At 71.4% G+C, this 17,507-nt stretch carries 18 protein-coding genes and 1 pseudogene; 9 read left to right on the top strand and 10 right to left on the bottom strand.

Annotation, left to right across the window (positions count from 1 at the left end):
* Positions 1-38: 38 nt before the first annotated feature.
* From ACLZOT_RS08935 to ACLZOT_RS08910, 6 genes are all read left to right on the top strand, one after another.
* The gene (locus ACLZOT_RS08935) at positions 39-809 is read left to right on the top strand and encodes a hypothetical protein (RefSeq protein WP_416968224.1); all 771 of its coding nucleotides are present in this window, start codon (positions 39-41) and stop codon (positions 807-809) included.
* Between the two features lie 53 nt (positions 810-862).
* Positions 863-1,105 (top strand): hypothetical protein, encoded by a 243-nt coding sequence (locus ACLZOT_RS08930; RefSeq protein ID WP_416968223.1) that lies wholly within the window; start codon positions 863-865, stop codon positions 1,103-1,105.
* 23 nt (positions 1,106-1,128) lie between these two features.
* A complete protein-coding gene (locus ACLZOT_RS08925; protein ID WP_416968222.1) occupies positions 1,129-1,533 on the top strand; it encodes a hypothetical protein in 405 nt (134 codons plus the stop codon).
* 161 nt (positions 1,534-1,694) lie between these two features.
* Complete coding sequence (locus tag ACLZOT_RS08920; RefSeq protein ID WP_416968221.1) at positions 1,695-2,126, top strand: DUF4262 domain-containing protein; 432 nt, start codon at positions 1,695-1,697, stop codon at positions 2,124-2,126.
* Positions 2,127-2,166: 40 nt separating this feature from the next.
* Positions 2,167-2,634: a hypothetical protein gene (locus ACLZOT_RS08915; RefSeq protein WP_416968220.1), complete on the top strand. Its 468-nt coding sequence runs from the start codon at positions 2,167-2,169 to the stop codon at positions 2,632-2,634.
* Positions 2,635-2,936: 302 nt separating this feature from the next.
* Positions 2,937-3,503, top strand: a complete 567-nt coding sequence (locus tag ACLZOT_RS08910) for a hypothetical protein (protein WP_416968219.1) — start codon at positions 2,937-2,939, stop codon at positions 3,501-3,503.
* Here the strand turns inward: ACLZOT_RS08910 and ACLZOT_RS08905 are convergent.
* From ACLZOT_RS08905 to ACLZOT_RS08870, 8 genes are all read right to left on the bottom strand, one after another.
* The gene (locus tag ACLZOT_RS08905) at positions 3,468-3,953 is read right to left on the bottom strand and encodes an XF1762 family protein (protein ID WP_416968324.1); all 486 of its coding nucleotides are present in this window, start codon (positions 3,951-3,953) and stop codon (positions 3,468-3,470) included. The two genes, ACLZOT_RS08910 and ACLZOT_RS08905, sit on opposite strands and share 36 nt — an antisense overlap.
* A 74-nt stretch (positions 3,954-4,027) precedes the next feature.
* Positions 4,028-4,975: an NlpC/P60 family protein gene (locus tag ACLZOT_RS08900; protein ID WP_416968218.1), complete on the bottom strand. Its 948-nt coding sequence runs from the start codon at positions 4,973-4,975 to the stop codon at positions 4,028-4,030.
* Between the two features lie 7 nt (positions 4,976-4,982).
* Positions 4,983-5,990: a replication-relaxation family protein gene (locus ACLZOT_RS08895; protein WP_416968217.1), complete on the bottom strand. Its 1,008-nt coding sequence runs from the start codon at positions 5,988-5,990 to the stop codon at positions 4,983-4,985.
* Between the two features lie 39 nt (positions 5,991-6,029).
* Positions 6,030-7,013 (bottom strand): replication-relaxation family protein, encoded by a 984-nt coding sequence (locus ACLZOT_RS08890; protein ID WP_416968216.1) that lies wholly within the window; start codon positions 7,011-7,013, stop codon positions 6,030-6,032.
* Between the two features lie 22 nt (positions 7,014-7,035).
* A complete protein-coding gene (locus ACLZOT_RS08885; protein WP_416968215.1) occupies positions 7,036-9,471 on the bottom strand; it encodes a type IV secretory system conjugative DNA transfer family protein in 2,436 nt (811 codons plus the stop codon).
* Positions 9,472-9,503: 32 nt separating this feature from the next.
* The gene (locus ACLZOT_RS08880) at positions 9,504-11,339 is read right to left on the bottom strand and encodes a VirB4 family type IV secretion system protein (protein WP_416968214.1); all 1,836 of its coding nucleotides are present in this window, start codon (positions 11,337-11,339) and stop codon (positions 9,504-9,506) included.
* A complete protein-coding gene (locus ACLZOT_RS08875) occupies positions 11,336-12,358 on the bottom strand; it encodes a PrgI family protein (protein WP_416968213.1) in 1,023 nt (340 codons plus the stop codon). The genes ACLZOT_RS08880 and ACLZOT_RS08875 overlap by 4 nt, the downstream gene beginning before the upstream one ends.
* Positions 12,355-13,743, bottom strand: a complete 1,389-nt coding sequence (locus ACLZOT_RS08870) for a hypothetical protein (protein ID WP_416968212.1) — start codon at positions 13,741-13,743, stop codon at positions 12,355-12,357. The genes ACLZOT_RS08875 and ACLZOT_RS08870 overlap by 4 nt, the downstream gene beginning before the upstream one ends.
* On the opposite strand from ACLZOT_RS08870, the gene ACLZOT_RS08865 reads away from it, so the two are divergent.
* Positions 13,727-14,074 carry a hypothetical protein gene (locus ACLZOT_RS08865; protein ID WP_416968211.1) on the top strand — a complete coding sequence of 116 codons (348 nt, stop codon included), beginning with the start codon at positions 13,727-13,729 and terminating at the stop codon, positions 14,072-14,074. The genes ACLZOT_RS08870 and ACLZOT_RS08865 overlap by 17 nt on opposite strands.
* Positions 14,075-14,138: 64 nt before the next feature.
* Here ACLZOT_RS08865 and ACLZOT_RS08860 read toward each other — a convergent pair whose 3' ends face one another.
* On the bottom strand, positions 14,139-14,543 hold the full coding sequence (locus tag ACLZOT_RS08860) for a pilin (protein ID WP_416968210.1): 405 nt from the start codon (positions 14,541-14,543) through the stop codon (positions 14,139-14,141).
* A complete protein-coding gene (locus tag ACLZOT_RS08855) occupies positions 14,543-15,457 on the bottom strand; it encodes a hypothetical protein (RefSeq protein WP_416968209.1) in 915 nt (304 codons plus the stop codon). The genes ACLZOT_RS08860 and ACLZOT_RS08855 overlap by 1 nt, the downstream gene beginning before the upstream one ends.
* A 799-nt stretch (positions 15,458-16,256) precedes the next feature.
* Between ACLZOT_RS08855 and ACLZOT_RS08850 the strand changes: the two genes are divergently transcribed.
* On the top strand, positions 16,257-16,928 hold the full coding sequence (locus ACLZOT_RS08850) for a DUF2637 domain-containing protein (protein WP_416968208.1): 672 nt from the start codon (positions 16,257-16,259) through the stop codon (positions 16,926-16,928).
* 347 nt (positions 16,929-17,275) lie between these two features.
* A pseudogene (locus tag ACLZOT_RS08845) lies at positions 17,276-17,500 on the top strand (hypothetical protein); the annotation flags it as partial.
* Positions 17,501-17,507: the final 7 nt, after the last annotated feature.

Raw genomic sequence — 17,507 nt, 5'->3', positions numbered from 1 at the left:
GGCCGCCCTTCATTATCCCTGAGCAGCGGAGGAACGACATGACCCTGACCGAGTTCAAACGCCGCGCCGGGCGATGCCCGGCGTTCCAGTGCATCAACTATCGACACCCGCACCTCTCGGGCCCGTGCGTCGTCTGGTCCGTCGGCGCGAAAGTCATCCGTTACACCCCTGAAGGCGCCCTGGGTATCGGACGCACCGTGTGGCCGCCCGGGCGCCTGTCCCGGATCGAGGGGAACAAGATCACCTGGCTGGACGCTGACGACGGCACCGACAGCTTCGCCTTCGTCTTCCCCTTCACCACCGACGCCGGGCCCCGGCACGTCGAACCCGTGGAAGCCGAGGCGCTGCTGATCGGGGCGACCGGCGTAGGAGAACACCGGCCCGACGGCGCCACGGTGTCGCACCGCCACGGCTGCGCCTACCCCGTGACCTGGGACGGCGTACCCCAGGCGAGGCTCCCCGGAGAACCCGCCGACCCCCAGGCGCTGGCCACCGTACCCGTCACCTACCACGTGGACCTCTCCCTGAGCGGCACCACCTGGCACCGCACGGCCGCCCCCGACACAGCCCGCGCCCTGATGACCAGCGCGAACGACGCCCAGCGCGACGGCGCCCGCCTCACCCGGGACGGCTGGACCTTCCACCTCGCCTACCCCTCCGGGCTCTGCGCCCGCCTCACCCCCACCGGCCTGGACGGACAACTCGTCGACCAGGCCCTGCACGTGGCCATACAGGAACCGGGCTGGGACGACCCCGGCACCGCCATGGAACTGGCACAACACGTCCTCAAGACCGCCGGCCTGCGCTGAAACCCCGGCGCGCGGCCAGGGATCAACACCCTCTCCCAACAAGGAGTTCCACCATGCCGACCTACACCTTCGTCCTCGACCAGCCCCAGCGCCCCGACCTGGACGGACCGCAGTACGTGGTCGCCGAGGGCGACGCGCGCGACGATGCCGAGATGCGAGCCCGCGAGTATCTGAGGAAGGCCACCGGGGCGACGCACGGCTTCCGCCGCACCCTCGTCTTCGACGGCGCCCCGCTCACCCCGCCCGACCTTGACGGGGGAATCTGGACCGATGCCCGCGTACGTCCCGCAGCCTGACGGCCCGCATCTACGGATTTGGCATGCTCATGCAATGTGCTGACTGTGGGGGCGCAGACGTCGTCGTCTGCGCGACCCTCTACCTCAACCTCGGTACCGGCGCCGACGGCAACCACACGGTCGCCGTCGAGAACGTCCCTCGCGACGAGCTCGACCTCGCCTGCCGCGCGTGCGGCAGCCCGCTGAGCGACGACGAGCATTCGGTGTACGCCGAAACGGCCCGCCGCCTGATCACCGACCTGCTCCACAAGGGACTTCGACCAGCGGAGCTGGAGCGGCCGAAGCCGGGAGCGGACGCGGGACCCTGCACGGGCTGTGGAAAGCCGCTGATCTGGGACCGCTCCGGCTCCCGTGTCCACGACGAGTGGGGCGAGTACCTCTGCCCCGCCACCCACAGGGTCCACCAGATCTGCGAGGACACCGCATAGCGGCCCTCCCCCCGGACGCCGGTGGCGGCTTTTCTGCATTCCCCGCCACCGGCCCCGCCCCCTTTCCCGCTTCAGGGGGCGGAACAGCCCTCTCCCGGACCTCGTCCACCCGGGAGAGGGCCCCGACACCCACCCACCCGACCCACCTCAAGAGATGTCTCATGACCGACAACGACCTCGACGCCTACCTCCGCCGCGTGAAGGAGATCATCGTCCGGCACGGCCGCGCCGTGCAGTACGTCCAGGATGACTCCCGCTTCGGTGCCCACCCCTTCGCCTACACGGTCGGCCTGCACACCCGCCCCGACTACGACTACGAACTCGCCGTCACGGGACTGGACGGCGAGTCCTCCTCCCTCCTGCTCGACACCCTCGCCGACGTGCTCGCCACCCGACACCTCACCCCCACCGACGGCCTGGAGATCAGCGGAATCCTCCCCGGCACACTCACCCTGCGCCTGCGCCGGGTCGAGCGCCCGGAAGACCTCGGCATCATCCACGCCGTCTACGGCACCACCCCACCGATCTGGCAGGCAGTCTGGCCCGACGAGATCGTCACCCCCCAACCCCGGCGTGCCCAGCCGCTGCTGTGACCACCCGCCAACCGTCTCTTCACCAAGGAGGAAGAGACCCATGCACCTGTTCACCCTGAACGAGGAGAAAGCGTCCGACTGGCTGACCGACCTCGTGGTCTCCTGGGAGATCGCCCTGGCCTTCGACGAGGACTGGGACGACAACCTTCCCGGGATCGACCCGGACTGGGACCCTCTGGAACTCGGCGAGGCGGACACGGTCTACCACCTGGTCCGCGCGGCCCAGCACAGCGGCATGATCACCAGCACGGCGAACGCGCTCGTCACCTTCGAGGCCATCGGCGACGGACACGGCGGAGTCTTCCACTGGTTCCTGGACCTCCGCGAACCCACCCCGCTGCGCCTGGCCACCCTCGCCGAGGCGATGGACCAGCTCGGAGACTCCGGCTCGTACGGCGTCGAGGCGGCGATGGCGGTCCTGCGGGACGCGGTCGGGGCGGCTAACCTCCTGGCACAGCAACTGTCGGACCACATGATGGCCAGAAAGCCTCCGGCTCCCGGCAGTTGACCGCCGTGCCGGGCCCCGTCGACCGCCCGGGCGCGGAAGGCGGCCGGAGAGCGTGGAGGCCGGTCCGGTGGAGATCGAGTTGAGCAAGGTACGGGAGACCGTACGGGAACTCTCCGACCGCGCGGCAGAACTGGACGGGGCGGAAGTCGACGAGCCCCCCACCCGCGTCGGTTCGCGCCGGCGTACGGAGATCAGCCGCAGGCTCCAGTACCTCGCCCACCTCAGCGACAAGACCTCGGTAGAGGACGTCCTCTACGCCTTCCGGCAATGGGATAAGGGCTGGCCGGCAGACAGGCACCCGAATGCACGAGGCCACCGACCGCCTGCTGCGCGAGGTGACCCGCCGTACCGAGCGAGCCATCCACGACCGCGACTGCCCGGCGATCACAGCGCTCCAGGGCGACCGGAAACTCCTGCTCTCCGACTACGACTACCTGCGCGACGAACCGACCGCCGAGGCGTTCGAGCACCGAGCGGCGGCCAGGGCCCGCGAGATCTACACGGTCCGCTTCGTCTTCGCCGTCCCCCAGGTGTGGCTGTTCACCGACGAGACCATCTACGGCCGGGCCGTCGCCAACCTCCCCCTGCACGAGGGCGAACAGGAACTCGTCGTCTGGACCGCCTTCGACCTGGAGGAGGGCGTGGACTACGGCTATCTCCCCTACGCTCGCCGCCCGGGCGGCGAGCCGGCCTTCGACGAGGAGGACCAGATGGTGATCACCATCCCCACCCGGCCGAAGGGCAACTACCCGGGCTTTCACCTGCTACAGGACCTGATGCAGGACGGATGGCGCCCTCTTCGCGATGCCATTCCGGTGCGAGTCGAACTCCGGTCACTCATGGTTGTGGAGGTCGTCCAATACCGATAGTTTCGGCGCTTCGTTGGTGTGTTGCTCCCACAGGATTCGGCCCACTCGGTCGGTGCCTCGCTCCGTACGGCGTCGCGAAGGCGTGTCCCATCCGGTACGCGCACGCAGCACCGCGACCGGCTTCCAGCCGACCGCACGCAGGCTCGCTCCCGATTCGCCGTCCTGGGTATAGGTCACGGCCCGTCGGAACCCCATCCGGGAGGCGGCACCCCACGCGGCGCCGTATAGGGCGCTGCACGCGTTGGGGGTTCCGTCCGTGGCAACACGGGTCACCTCGATTGTGAAGCGGTCGTCGAGGACCCGGTTGACGGGGCGGCCGACGATGGCCACCCCGCACAAGGTGCCGTCGGGGCGCTGGACCCCGATGCTGAACCTGTGGCCCTGCGGTCTGCGGTGGTGACGGTGGAGCAGATCGACTACGTCGCACGCTTCGCGGAACGTGAGCGGCACGATCGTCAACCGCTCCTGCCGGGTGGATATCGGTACGGCACTCACCTCCTGGCCTGCCGACGACACCAAGGCCCTTATGGCTTGAGAGATGGTCTGGTGGCTCCCGCGTAGTCGTCCCCCGGATACCGGTACGGCTCGATGCGGACGGGTACGTGCGGGCGGGGTGCGTCGATCATCTGGCCGCTGCCGATGTAGAGGCCGACGTGGTGGATGCCGCCGCGCGGGCTGCCGTAGAAGACGAGGTCTCCGGGGCGGAGTTGGGTGTCGGTGGGGAGGAGAGGGCCGTGGTCGTACTGGGTCTGGGCGGTGCGGGGCAGGGTGATGCCGGCGGCGGCGTATGCGGCCGTGGTCAGGCCGGAGCAGTCGAACCCCGAGTCGCCTGCAATGGGGCCGTCACCGCCCCATTCGTAGGGGAGGCCGAGTTGGCCCTGCGCGTAGTTGACCGCTTCGAGAGCGGTGGCCGTGGGGGTGGTGTCGGTGCCGAACTCCGTGCCTGCTGTGTAGGACTGGGCCTGGGCGAGGACCTGGGAGACGTACGTGTCGGAGTGGTTGTAGGTCCGGACGGCGCCGGGGATGTCCGTGCCGCCTCGGGCGCCGGAGTCGCACAGGTAGGCGGCGGCGGCGTGCACGGCGTCGTGGGCGTCGTACGGCGATGGCGGTGTGGAACCGCCCTCCGGGAGCCGGTGGCGGGCGGTGACACTCCGGAAGGTGGCCGGCAGGAACTGCAGGGGGCCTTGGGCGCCTGCGTAGTTGGCGCCGGTGTGGACGCCGGGGAGAGTGGAGCGGCCGTGGTCGGATTCGGTTTTGCCGATGGCGGCCAGGAGGGTCCAGGGCAGACCGGGGCAGGTGGCGGATGCTTGGATGTAGAGAGTGAGGTAGGCGGGCGGGATGTCGGTGAGGGCGGCTCGGCTGGGCTGGGTCGTGGTGCTGGTGGCGGAGGTGAGGAGGCCGCCTGCTCCGGCTCCGCCGAGGACAGCGACCGTGATCAGGAGTCCGGCCGCCAGCGCGGCGAGCCTTCCCATCTCCGGGTCACCTGCGGGGGCTGCGGGGTGTGGGGGAAGGCGGGATCGGTGAGGGCGGCGGGAGGCCCGCGCCGGTGTGCGGCGCGTCCGGGCGGAGGGGATTGACCGGGGACAAGTAGGGCCAGGCGTAGGGGAGTTCGCCGAGCCGGAAGTGGTTGAGGCCGGGGTGGTGGATGTCGAGGGGGTGCCAGCGGTCCTTGTCCGGGGCGCCGGAGCACGCGTCGGCGTTGATGGTCGCGACCGGGACGAGGGTGGGGTCGTCGAGGGCGGTGAGGGCCTGGGCGAGGACGTGGCGGAGGTGGGCTTCGCGCCTGGGGTTCGGCGTCCACATCAGGACGGGTGTGGTGATGCCGGTGGTGGCGGCGAGGCGTGCGTAGCGGGGGAGTTTCGCGGCGACACGGTCCAGGCGTTCGGTGCCGAAGTCGAACTCCAGGAACCATTCGACGGTCGTGGTGTCGCTCTGCCACAGGCCGTAGGCGTCGGGGCGGGCGATGTCCCCGAAAAGCCGGGCGCATCGGGATTCCGACCACCAGGCGGTGAGGCGGCCGGTGGGCCGGGCGTGGGCGATGAGGGCGGTGAAGAAGGTGTTGGTGCCGACGGTGTGGGCGAGGTGGAGGGAGTGGGCGATGCCGAGGGCGCGGTCGTGCTGGTAGTCCAGTTCGCGGGGTTCGAGGCCGTGTTCGCGGGCGAGGAGGGTGGCTCCGGCGACGTCCAGGACGTAGTGCATGGGGGCGCTGCCGTAGGTGACGAAGGGCTGGAAGCGGTCGATGACCCGCCACCGGTACAGGCGCAGCAGCCGTAAGTTGGCGGCGCGTTCGGAGGGCCAGGCCATCTCGGTGATCTGATGGGTGGTCAGGACGCGGTGTTCGTGGAGCATGTGGACGAGCCAGCGGTCGCGGCCGGTGAGGCGGGTGGCGAGGTGGGCGGTGTAGGCGCTGGAGGCGGCTGTGGTGGTGGCGGGGCGTTGGGGTCGGTGGCCGCGCAGGGCGCGTTGGGGTGTCGGGTTGGTGATCACGGGCTTCTCCGATCGGGCAGGCGTGTCGTGGGATCGTGGTCACCGTCTGGGGTGGCGCGGGGCGAGCGGTGAGGGCGGGAGGAGTTCGGCCGTGGAGTCGTGGGCCGGGGTGGGACGGTTCGGGGGTGGCAGGTGGGGCCAGACGCGGCGGAGTTCGGGCAGGGGGAGACGGCGGTGGGCGAGCCGGTCGAGGGGCTGCCAGCGGGCGGTGCCCGGGTCGCTGAGGTCGGCGCTGGAGGTGGCCACGGGTACGAGGGAGGAGTCGCCGAGGTTGGCGAGGGCGGAGATGAGGGCGTGGCGGATGCGGGTCTCGCGGCGGGTGGTGGGGAGCCGGATCAGGACCGGGGTGATGGTGCTGGTCGTGGCCGCGAGACGGTGGTAGCGGGGGAGTTTCGCGGCGACCCGGTCGGGGCGTTCGGTGGCGAGGTCGAATTCCAGGAACCAGTCGAAGACGGTGTTGCCTTCCTGCCAGCGGCCGTAGCCGTCGGGGATGACGGTGTCGCCGAAGTGGCGTCGGCAGCGGGCCTCGGACCACCAGGCGGTGAGCCGCCCGGTGGCGTCGGGCCGGCGGGAGCGGGCGATGAGGGCGGTGAAGAAGGCGTTGGTGCCGACGGTGTGGGCGAGGTGGAGGGAGTGGGCGATGCTCAGGGCCCGGGCATGCCGGTAGGTGAAGTCCTGGAGGTCGAGGCCGTCCTCGTGGGCGAGGGTTGCGGCGCCGGCGACGTCGAGAACGTAGTGCATCGGAGCGGCGCCGTAGGCGGTGAACGGCTGGAAGCGGTCGACCAGGCGCCATTTGTAGAGCTGGAGGAGGCGTTGGTGGGCGGGGCGCGGGGAGGTGAAGGCGGCCTCGGTGAGCTGCGGGGTGGTCAGGACGCGGTGTTCGTGGAGCATGCGGGCGATCCACCGGTCCCGCTCGGTGAGGTGTTCGGCGAGTCGGGTCACGTACGCGGTGCTGGTGGCGGCGCGTTCGCTGAGCCGGGTGGGCCGGTGGCCGCGCAGGGTGCGCTGGGTGGTGGAGATCATCAGGGGTGCCTCCGGACAGGAGTCAGGTGGTGCGGCGGGGGTCTGTCGTACGCCGTTTCAGCGCGTCGTCAGGAACAGGAGCCGGGGCGCTCCGACGAGCGGCGGCGGCACGGATCTGCTGCGCGCGGCCGGGGACGGGCGGGGGGAGGGGTTCGGTGACGACGGTGAAGGCGGGGGCCTGGGCGCCGTTGAGGACGGGGCGTACGGCGGCGTGGTAGACGTCGAGGTGGGAGAGGTCGTGCGGGGTGAGGCGGGGGTGGGTGTGCTGGGCGAGGTGGCGGGCGTCCTCGGGGGAGGCGTTGAAGTAGATCTTGGTGCGGGCGTTGGTGCTGATGCCTTCTTCGAGGTCTTTGGGGAGCTGGCGTAGGTACTGGTGGGCGAGGGTCATGGCCAGGCGGTAGCCGCGGGCCTCGGCGAGCATGTCCTCCAGCGGGTAGGGGAGGTTGAGGAAGTTGTGGGCCTCGTCGATGTACAGCCCGGCGTCGTGGCGGCGGGAGTGGGGGATACGGGCGCGACGGGTGGCGGCCTGCCAGGTGCGGGCAACCACGATCGAGCCCACCAGCCGGGCGGTCTCGGTGCCCAGGGAGTCCTTCGCGACCCGCACCAGGCAGATCCCGCCGTCGAGGATCTGTTCCATGTCGACGGTGGACGGGCCGGCGGCGAGGGCGGAGCGGACGAACGGCCGCAGGAGCAGGCCGCGGAGCTTGTTCATCAGCGGGGCGATGACCTGGGCGCGGGAGGCGGGTGACAGGGAGTCGTACCAGGACCAGAATCCCTTGAGGACCTCGTCGTGGATCTGGTCGACCGCGCGCCGCCGGAACGCGGGGATCGACAGGAGCCGGGGCAGGTCGGTGAGCAGCGGGGTGCCGGGGAGTTCACGCAGGGTCAGCAGGCCCGCGCGCAGGATGTCCTCCGTACGCGGTCCCCAGGACGAGGCGTAGATCCGGGAGAAGATCGACACGAGGTTGTCGACGGTGCGGGCGGCGTCGGTGCCTTCGAGGGGGTTGAGGACGGGAGGGTGGGTTCGGCTGTCGGCGTCGAACAGCACCACCTTCTCGCCGAGTTCCTCCGGGAGCCGCATCAAGATGTCCGTGACCAGGTCGCCCTTTGGATCGATCACGACCAGACCGCGCCCGGCGTCCGCGTCGGCGAGGATCATGCGGCCCAGCAGCTCCGACTTCCCGGAGCCGGTCGCGCCCAGGACGTGGAGGTGCTGGCGGGTGTCGGGGACACGCAGCCCGACGGGGCGGGGGCGGCCGGAGTCGGTGAGGCCGATGGGGCGCACGGAGGGACCGGTCGTGGCGATTCCCGGAGGCGGCGGTACGGCGCTGGCTCCCGCCCTCGGCAGCGCGGGGATCGCCTCGTCCCACGGCAGATGCGCGATCGCCGCCAGCTCGGGCAGCGACAGCAAGTCCCCCTTGTCCAGGCGCCGTTCAGTCACCCGCCGGGCGGGGTGGCGGAGGCGGGCGCGGCGGTAGTAGTTGTGCTCGGTGAACGCGGCGAACGCCGACGCGATCGCATGACACCGCCCCCGCAGCCGGTCCCGCGTCACCACACGGGTCTTCGTGTCGGGGAGGGGTGCGGTGACGGCGTACCGGATCCGGGTCTCGTACGACGCGCCGCGCTCCTTCGTCACGATCGCCCGGTCCTCCGCGGCCGTGCTCAGCGCCGTCTGGCGGTCCATCACCGGGCGTGTGGTGCGGGCGCGGTGGTGCGGGCCTGGGGTGAGGAGGTCGAGGAGGCGGCCGGTCAGGCGGGTGGAGTGCTCGGCGTGGAAACGGCGGGCCGCGCGGCGGGCCTTCTTCACCCGGTGTCCGGTGACCGGGCGGGCGAGGATCTGGACGACGGCCTCCTCGCCGTGGCCGAGGCCGACGGGGGCGCCGAGGAGGGCGCGGATCGGGTCGGCGGGGAAGGCGGTGCGCAAAAGGAGGGCCTCGGTGCGGGCGAGCCGCATCTCGCCGCCCGCGCACTCGACGGCGTGACCGGGCGCGGCCGGTGCGGGCGTGGTGCGGGTGTGGGCGCCCGGCCAGGCGGCCTCGACCGCGCGCTCGACGGCTCCCTGGGGGACGGTGCCGGGGACCCACAGGCGCAGGCGGATCGTCTCGCGGTCGAAGACGTACTCCCACGCGACATGCGGCTGGCCGGTGAGATGGCGTCGCCACGCGGGGCGCAGGAGCCCGAGGAGGTTCGCCCACAGAGCCTCGGCGCCCGCCGGGTCGGCGGTGGGGGGTGGGAGCACGGCGATGAGGCGGGCGCCGGTCGCGAGGGTGCGGCGGCAGCGTCGGCGCCACCACCAGCACGCCCACACCAGGAGAACGGCGACGGCGCTCACGGCAGGGGCGCCGAGGGGCGCCCAGACGGTTGCCGTGCGGGCCAGGCCGTCGAAAAGGGTGTGGACGGCCGCTGCCGGGTCGCGCAGGTAGTCGTGGACGAAGGAGGCGAGCTGTTCGGCAGACATGGTGAGGGCCTCTCGGAGAGGTGAAGTCGGTTTCATGAGCTGTCGAGGTCGATCTCGATGTCGCCGGGGTCGGATGGGACGTTCTCTTGCCCGAGGTCGAAGAACACGCCCTGCTCGCTTGCGTTCTGCTGGGCGTGGGCGGCGAGTTCGGCGGGGTCGGTGGTCATGAGCTGGTGCTCGATCGGCGAGGCGACGGCCTGGAAGGCGACGCGGTGGGTGCCGGCGGCAAGAAGGCCCTGGCCCCGGTCGGCGGTCAGCAGGAACTGCCGTTCGCCCTGGGAGAGGTCGAAGGTGCGGGCGATCTCGTCGATGACCTGGGGTGCCTGGCGCAGGAGGATCTGGGTGGCCGCGTTGGCCACGATCGCTTTGCCGAGATCGGATGCGAGGACGTCGGCGGCGTCCTGGGTCGCCACGGTGAGCCCCGCCCAGCGTTTTCGGAACGACTTGGCCATCCGGAACAGGTACTCGGCGCCCGCGGCCGACTTCATCAGTAGCCATGCCTCGTCCACGGTCGCCAGCCGGGGGCGGCGTACGGCCGGGTTCGAGACCTGCCGCCAGACGGTGTCCAGCGTCAACAGGGTCGCTGCGGGCTTGAGTTCGTCGGCGAGGTCCCGCAGGGAGAACACGACGAGGTGCCCGTCGGGACGGGTGCTCGTGGGCCCGGCGAACAGACCGGAGAACGCGCCCTCGGTGAACGGCCGCAGCCGCGCGGCGAGGTCTGCGGCGGTGCGGTTCTTCGTACGGCGCAGGGCGTGGGCGAGGTCGGCGAGCAGGGGCGCGGGCCGGGTCCAGGTCCGTGGGTCCGTCGTGACGCCCGCGTGCTGGTAGGCGGCGGCGAGCGCCTGGTCGAGGACGGCCCGTTCGTCGGGCGTCAACGGTGCTTCGAGGAGGACGGAGACGACGGTGTGGAGGAAGAGGGCGCGGCGGGTGAGGGTGTCTTTGGGGGCGGTACGGCGGCCGTCCGGGCGGGTGTGGACCGGGAGGTCGAAGGGGTTGAGACGGACGCCTTCGGCACCGAGGCGGATGCTGGTCCCTCCGACGGCGCCGGCGAGGCGGGTGTATTCGTCCTCGGGGTCGATGACGTACGCCTCGATGCCCCGGTACAGCGACCGCAGCAACTCCAGCTTGACCAGGTACGACTTGCCCGCGCCCGAGCGGCCGAGGACGACGCTGTTGTGGTTGTCGAGGGTGAAGCGGTCCCAGTGCACGAGGCCCTGGCTGCCGAGGTTGTAGCCGTACAGGACGCCGGTGGGGGCGGTGTCGGTGGGGAGGTCGGGGCTGGTGAAGGGGAACGCGGCGGCGAGCGCTTGGGTGTCGAAGGTGCGGCGTATGCGGATGGGGTCGAGGCCGAGGGGGAGGGTGGTGGTCCAGCCCTGGAGGGTGCGGTAGGTGGTGGGCTTCGCGTCGAGGAGGAGGCTGGCGGCGAGGGCCCGTACGGCGGCAGTCTCCTCGGCGAGTTCTTCACGGCTGCCCGCGTGGACGGTGAGGTACAGGCCGAGGCGGAAGAGCTTGCCTTCCCCGCGGGCGACGCGGGCGGAGAGGTCGTACGCGTCCTCGGTGGCGGCTTCGGCGTACGGGTCGGTGAGGCGGCCGTGTTCGGAGGCGTGGCGTCGGCCTGATTCGAGGCGGGCGAGCTGGTGTTTGAGGTGGGTGGCGCTGGTGGTGGGGTCGACGGGTTCGAGGTGGAGGCTGATGTCGAGGCGGGCGGGGTGGGTGAGGAGGGGCTGGAGCCAGCCGGGGTGGACCTCGCGCGGGTAGCCGGTGATCGCGAACGAGGCGATCCAGTCACCGCCGACCTCCAGGTGACGGGGTGCGACGGTGATCGCGTCCGGGGTGAACGCACCTCCACTGCCTGGCTGTTGGATCACTGCGGTTGTCCGTCCGGTCCGGTGGTGATGATGTCGCCGGCCCTGGAGAGGTGCGCGTTCGCGGGCAGGAGGCTGTCGGGGTTGCAGGCGGAGGTCAGGACCGCCGTCGCCTGCCCGGCGTCCAGGAGCGTGACCGGGACACCGAGCGGGCCGAGGAGAGCGGCGGCCTCGTGGACGCGGCGGACGAGACGGGTCTGCGCCGCGCGCCGGGCGGCCGGGTCCACCGTGCTTACGCGGCGGCGCTCCTTGCACAGACGCGCGAGAGTGGACGAAGGAGTGCGGGCCGGGGTGGTGGGGTGGACGGGTTCACGCAGGACGAGTAGGACCTGACGGGAGAGCAGGTCGCTGTCGGAGGCGAGGTGGTCGAGGAAGTCGGCGTGCTCGCGGGCGGCGGCCTCCAGCGCCGGATGCGGAAGCGATACGGCCCGCTGCCTCAACTCGCCGATCTGGGCGGTGAGATCGAGGCGCTGGCAGCGTACGAGGAGCTGGGCGGGGGCGGTGAGGGAGTGGAGGTAGCGGCCGAACCCGGCGACCAGGGCGTCCTGTTCGGCGGGGGTACGCAGAGCGAAGTTCACGGTCCCGCACACCGCGATCGCGGCGATGCCGTCGGTGCCGAGGTCGATGACCCCGGCCTCCGTGACCCCCTCGGCCGGCAGGTGGAGCGTTGCCGGGGATGCCGAAGCGGTTGCGCGGTCGGCGAGCCAGGCGGGTGCGGGGTGGATGCCTTCCGGCGCGGCGACCTGGAGCCTCGGGGCGAGGCGTTGGCGTACGGCGGCCAGGAGCAGGCGGTCGAGAGGGAGGCCGTCGCGTTGAGTGAGGGTGATGAAGGTGGCGGCGGCCGCGAGGGGGATCGCGGGGATCAGGAACACCGGCACGGGCACGAAGGACCGTACGGCGGACCACGTGCCGTAGAGGACGATGCCGGTCACGGACAGGATCAGCAGTTGCCGGGCGGTGAGGCCCGCGAGGACGGTGTCCGGGCGGTCGACGTCGGCAGGGATACGGACGGGCTGGGTCACGGGGTACCGCCTCCTCGGGTGCGGTGGGCGCGGGGCGGGGGAGGGGCGACGAACGTCGTCGAGGGCGGTGGGCTGGTACGCGCGGGACGGGGTGGTGGAGGTGGGGGTACGGGCGGCTGGAAGACGGCCGGGGCTGGGCGCCCGGTGGTGTACCGGGGCGGGGTGTGGGGTCGTGGGGTGGGCGGCTGGAAGAGGGGCCGGGCCGGCACCGGTGCCCTGCCGGATGTCTGAACCGCTGGGGTGGGAGCGGTGGAGCCGGGCGCCTGGAACGCCGGGAGACCTGGCGGGAAGAGCGGCCGGGGCGACGGCACGGCTGGCGTCGAAGGCCCGGGAGCCTGGAAGGTCGGCGTCGGCGGAGGCCCCGCGGCACGGCCGGTCGGAGCGCTCGGCCCGGGAGAGGGGGCGTGCGGCGGGAGGAACAACGCCGGTCCTGTGCGTGGTGGTGGACCACCGGGGCGAGGCCCGGCAGGACGGCCGGAGCGCGGCGCCCAACCCGCCCCTCCCGGAGGCGGGTTACGTCGCGCCGTACCCGTGGCGACAGCGGTGTGGCGGCCGTGGAGAAAGCCGAACGTCTTGTACATGACGTACGCCCGTGCAGCGCTCCCGGCGAGGGAATGGCCGCTGCTGAGGCGTACTGACCCGAGGATCCAGAACGGGATCTTGAAGACGATGTACATCAGGGCCAACGTGACGAGGACATCGACGAGCCCGTTGGCGTCGGACCCGAAGAAGCCGCCCGCACCGAGCCCACCCGGTGTCAGGAACACCCGTACTCCCGTGATCAGGGCGAGGGACTGTGCGACCTGGATGGCGAGCACCCCGCCGAAGGCCCGCCACCACCAGCGCGCGACGGCGTCGGTCTGCGGCAGCACATGGCAGATCAGGGCCAGCGGCGCGGCGACGACCAGGATGATCGTGAGGGCGACGCGGACCACGAAGGTCACCAGCAGGGCGACCAGTACGACGATGGTGACCAGCCACATCAGGACCAGGAAGACGCTGTCCTCGCTGGAGCTGAACGCGCTCAGGACGAAGTCGCGCAGCGCGGGCCCGGCGGTGTCGGCGTCGGCGCCGCCGCTGAGCGCGGCACGAGAGAGGGCGTTGGCGAGGTCGACGGCCTGGCCCGCGAGGAACAGCGACAGCGCGGCGGCGAGGAAAGCGACCGGGACGCGCGGGGCGATGTCCTTGAGGGAGTGGCGGGTCTGCACGGTCTCGTGGCTCATGACCAGGATCCCGGCGAGAGTGACGAGCAGGGCGTAGCAGGCCAGCGCGATCTGCCAGGAGTTGGTCCACAACTCCCCGACCCGGGGCAGGGACGCGGGGTTCGGGGTAGTCAGGAGGGTGTCGCTGAGGAGGTCCAGCAGCGGGTTGAGCGCGGACTTCACGATGGACGTGAAGAACCCGGTGATCGCGCTGCTGATGCCCCTGGCGATCCACCCGGCGATCCCGCCGCCCCCGCCCGCGTCGGGGACCTCGGCCGGTGGCATCGCGCTGGCCGACGGCACCGGGGACGTCTCGGGCTGCGGGGGGCAGTCCGCCGCGATACACGGAGACGACGTACCCGACGGCGATGGGACCGGGCTCGCGGATGCGGTGGGCACTGGTGCCGGGGCGGGGCTCGGGCTGGGGTCGGCGCTGGCGGTGAACACCGAGGCGCACACCGCCGGCACCACGAACCCGAGCACCAGAACCCGGCGCCACCGGCGCCGGTCCTGACGGTTCGGCGGGAACGCCGGGCGATGTCCGGTGGACGCTGTGGACTGTCCGGCCTGTGCGGACATCAGGCGCCCACGATCCCTTTGAGGATCTGGACGATCAGCGGTGCCAGGACGACCACGCTGTAGCCCCAGCCGGCACCCCGGAAGGCGATCTTGGCCTTCTCGACCTCGCCGGGGTCGCCGCCGGCCATCATGTAGCGCAGGCCGCCGATCGACAGGAACACGGTGGCCAGCCCGGCCGCGATGCCCATGATCCAGTTGCGGATGTTGGTGAGGACCTCGTCCACGGACGCTGCCGCCCCCAGGGGTTGGCCGGGTTCGGCGGCCGACGCGGACGACGCCCCCAGCAGGCACACCACCAGCACGCTTGCGGTGATCAGCAGCCACCAGAGGGTCCAGCGCCGGTCCGCGATGAGAGCCCGGGCGGCGGTGGGCCGGAGGCGGCGGAGGGGGAATGCCCGGTGCATCAGCGCACCTCCGGAGCCGGAGAGGGACGGGAAGGGGGCGGGGAACCCCCGCACTTCAAAAGGCCGGAATCCGGGCCGGTTTTGGCCACGGCCGGCGGGGATTTCTCTGCGTGCTCCGTGCGGGGCAGGGGCAGGGCGTTGATCGCTGCGTGGGCGGCGGGGTCGTCGTCGCGGACATCAGGGGCCTCGTCGTGGAGGAAGGCGGCGAGCCGGGCTTCCGCGCGGCGGCGGGTCTTGTAGGCGGCGTTGGGGGTGGTGCGGTGGTGGTCCGCCCAGTCGGTGACGGTCGTGTCGTCGAGCCGGGTGGTCCCGATGAGGTCGGCCTCGGTCCGGGTGAGGACCGCTTCGCGGACCGCTCGGGCGAGGACGAGGTCCGGGTGTCCGTACGGGGGTCGGGGTACGGACGGCCCGAACCCGGGTGCGACGGGGGTGGGGGCGTCCAGGGCCTTGGTGAGGGCGGCGTGGCCCTGCCGGTAGGCGGCCCACCGCAGCCGGGGGAGGACCCGGGGGCGGACCACATCGACGGAGGCGAGTCCGGCCAGGAACCCGGAGACGACCTCGGCCTGGAGGTCGGACGCTTCTCCCGGGAAGCGGTCCGACAGCCGCCGTACGACTCCCGCGAGGGCGGGCAGCGCCATCCCTGCGCAGGCCAGTACCCACAGGGCGCCGTCCTGGCGGGAGCGGCGTACGAGGTGGGTCCATACGGCGTCGCGGGTGAGGCGGGGGCATGCGGGCGCCAGCAGGAGTGCGCGCAGTTCGTCGAGGGGGACGGGCCGGTGGGGCAGGCCGTGGAAGCGGCTGCCGTCGACGGTCAGCGGGGCGGGTCCGTCGACGAGCAGGGCGAAGCGTTTCCGGACGGTGTCCAGCGGCAGAACGGGGGCATTACGGCGGTGTTCATGGCGGGAGGAAGCCATGACCGGGCGCCTCCTCAGGTAGGGGAAGAGGGACCCCCTACAGGACCGGACCGGCGACAAGGAACCGCCAAACAGTGACAATTGCCGCGGCGGGAACGCGCGAGCTGACGCGCGTGTGTGAGGGGCTGATCCAGGCTTTAGTGGTGATCTAGGTCATCTGAGAGTTCTTCGGCAGTCCATGGCCAAAACAGAGTTAAATCGCGGTCTTCTGGGGTGTAGGCGACGTGTGGGCGCCTGCCGCGAGGAGACCGAGAATGCGCCCCCGACACCGCACAAGGACCAGCCACCGCGAGACCACGAAGGCCCCTCAGGACCGAAGGCCGACCCTCCCCGACCTGGTGGCCGTCGCCCACGGGTCCGCACGCCGACTCGACGCGACGCCACCCCTCTTCACGACCGCCCGCGACACCGCACCGCACGACGTCCAGGACGCGGTGAGAGGTAGACACAGGTCGGCTTGCCGCCCCTTGAACACGAGGCGAGTCATCCGACGGACACGTCGGCAAACGGGCCGGTCCGCATCCGGACCGCACCGCCACACCTCGCGTCGTAACCGTGACTGCTGCTCCTGTACGGACATGACTGGGGAAAAGCGCGGGGAGTCCCCCGAGACCGTCCGGCTGACCTTCTTGGCCGCGCGTTGCCGCGGCCCCGCAACTGCCGATCAGGAAAGCCACACCGCACGTGCCGCAGGAGTCCGGTCACACGAGCGGAAGCGCCGCAGCTCGTCGTACGGACGGGAAGTACCGGACCCTCCGGACACACAGGCATCCAGTACCCCGCGAGAGGCTCGGAAGCGATGACAGGGAACGAGGACACCGGTTCGCCCTCCGGCCGACGCACCCGCGATCTCGACACCTGGGTGCGTTCCCTGTGCGCGTTCACCGTTGCGGGAGTCGCCGCCTACGCCTCCTACATCCACCAACGGGACTTCGCCCTCCAAGGAGGCGCGGACACGGTAAGCGCCTCCCTGTGGCCGCTCTCGGTGGACGGACTGCTGCTCCTGTCCACCGCAGGGCTCCTCAAACACCCGGGTGAACTCTCCCGCCGCGCCCGCTGGTCGATCCGAGCGTCCTTCCTCCTCGGCATCGCCGTCTCCCTGGCCGCCAACGTCGCCGCCGCACCCAGCGCACAGTGGAAACCGGTCCTCGTCGCCGGCTGGCCCCCCGTCGCCCTGCTGCTCTCGGTCGAACTCCTCATCCACCGCCCCGAACCCCTGGAACCCGACCCCGTACGACAAGACCGCAGGACCACCGAAGAAACCGGCCTGCTGGAAAGAGCCAGAGGAATCGACACCCGACACAGGGAACGCCATCAACGACCCGCGTCGGCTGAGACTCTCCGCAAGGAACTGCACGTAGGCGCCCGTCGGTCACGACAATTGGCCGCATCCGTGAGAGCGGGCCACACCGATAGGTCCGGACCCGCGACGGCATCGGGAACACGGAAGACCACCGAACCAGGGCGATGACTGCCTTGTTCGAGTCCCGCCCGCCCCACCAGTGCTCACCCATGCAGAAGGCAGGTTGTGCCATGGTCTGGCGGTGCGGCCGAGCCGTGGCCCTTCGATCTGCGGATCGCCGACCCCAAGCGGGAGTGGGTCAGCGTGTACGTGGTCGCCACCAAATAATCGACAGGGGGCTGGTCCGGCCCGGGGCGAGTTCTCGGCCAGCGACGCGCCCAGCGCGGCCACCACGGACGTCGACCGCCACTCCGTGAACACCCGCTCCTGCTCGGCGTCGGGGAGCGCCGTGAGCGTCGTCGTGGCGCCCTCCGGGACGAAGATCGACCGTAGGTCGGACCAGGAGCGCTCACCGCTGCCCCGGTCCGGCATCATCGTCGGTTGCACAGTCAGGCCGACGTGGTTGTATCGCCATCACCGGTACGCGGGCGGTGGGGGAGCCGCGCCTGCACCTGCTCGGCTACGGCGACTGGACCGGACTGGTCTCCGTCACCCTCATCGGCGTCGGCCGACCCGCCCGCCAGGCGGCCCGGGAGATCGCGGACCTGTTGGCCTTCCTCAAGGGGGAGCCGGGGAGGTAGACGCGCG

Origin of the sequence: Streptomyces sp. 4F14 (assembly GCF_048159485.1) — a bacterium.
Taxonomy (GTDB): domain Bacteria; phylum Actinomycetota; class Actinomycetes; order Streptomycetales; family Streptomycetaceae; genus Streptomyces.
The sequence above is the reverse complement of the archived record's forward strand: the minus strand, read 5'-3'. Positions and strand labels throughout refer to the sequence as shown.

Excerpts from the sequence above, each read along its gene's own strand:
- ACLZOT_RS08900 (WP_416968218.1), bottom strand. The coding sequence starts at position 4,975 with ATGGGAAGGCTCGCCGCGCTGGCGGCCGGACTCCTGATCACGGTCGCT.
- ACLZOT_RS08855 (WP_416968209.1), bottom strand. The coding sequence starts at position 15,457 with ATGGCTTCCTCCCGCCATGAACACCGCCGTAATGCCCCCGTTCTGCCG.
- ACLZOT_RS08885 (WP_416968215.1), bottom strand. The coding sequence starts at position 9,471 with ATGTCTGCCGAACAGCTCGCCTCCTTCGTCCACGACTACCTGCGCGAC.
- ACLZOT_RS08890 (WP_416968216.1), bottom strand. The coding sequence starts at position 7,013 with ATGATCTCCACCACCCAGCGCACCCTGCGCGGCCACCGGCCCACCCGG.
- ACLZOT_RS08910 (WP_416968219.1), top strand. The coding sequence starts at position 2,937 with ATGCACGAGGCCACCGACCGCCTGCTGCGCGAGGTGACCCGCCGTACC.
- ACLZOT_RS08925 (WP_416968222.1), top strand. The coding sequence starts at position 1,129 with ATGCTCATGCAATGTGCTGACTGTGGGGGCGCAGACGTCGTCGTCTGC.
- ACLZOT_RS08850 (WP_416968208.1), top strand. The coding sequence starts at position 16,257 with ATGACAGGGAACGAGGACACCGGTTCGCCCTCCGGCCGACGCACCCGC.
- ACLZOT_RS08860 (WP_416968210.1), bottom strand. The coding sequence starts at position 14,543 with ATGCACCGGGCATTCCCCCTCCGCCGCCTCCGGCCCACCGCCGCCCGG.
- ACLZOT_RS08930 (WP_416968223.1), top strand. The coding sequence starts at position 863 with ATGCCGACCTACACCTTCGTCCTCGACCAGCCCCAGCGCCCCGACCTG.
- ACLZOT_RS08915 (WP_416968220.1), top strand. The coding sequence starts at position 2,167 with ATGCACCTGTTCACCCTGAACGAGGAGAAAGCGTCCGACTGGCTGACC.
- ACLZOT_RS08920 (WP_416968221.1), top strand. The coding sequence starts at position 1,695 with ATGACCGACAACGACCTCGACGCCTACCTCCGCCGCGTGAAGGAGATC.
- ACLZOT_RS08935 (WP_416968224.1), top strand. The coding sequence starts at position 39 with ATGACCCTGACCGAGTTCAAACGCCGCGCCGGGCGATGCCCGGCGTTC.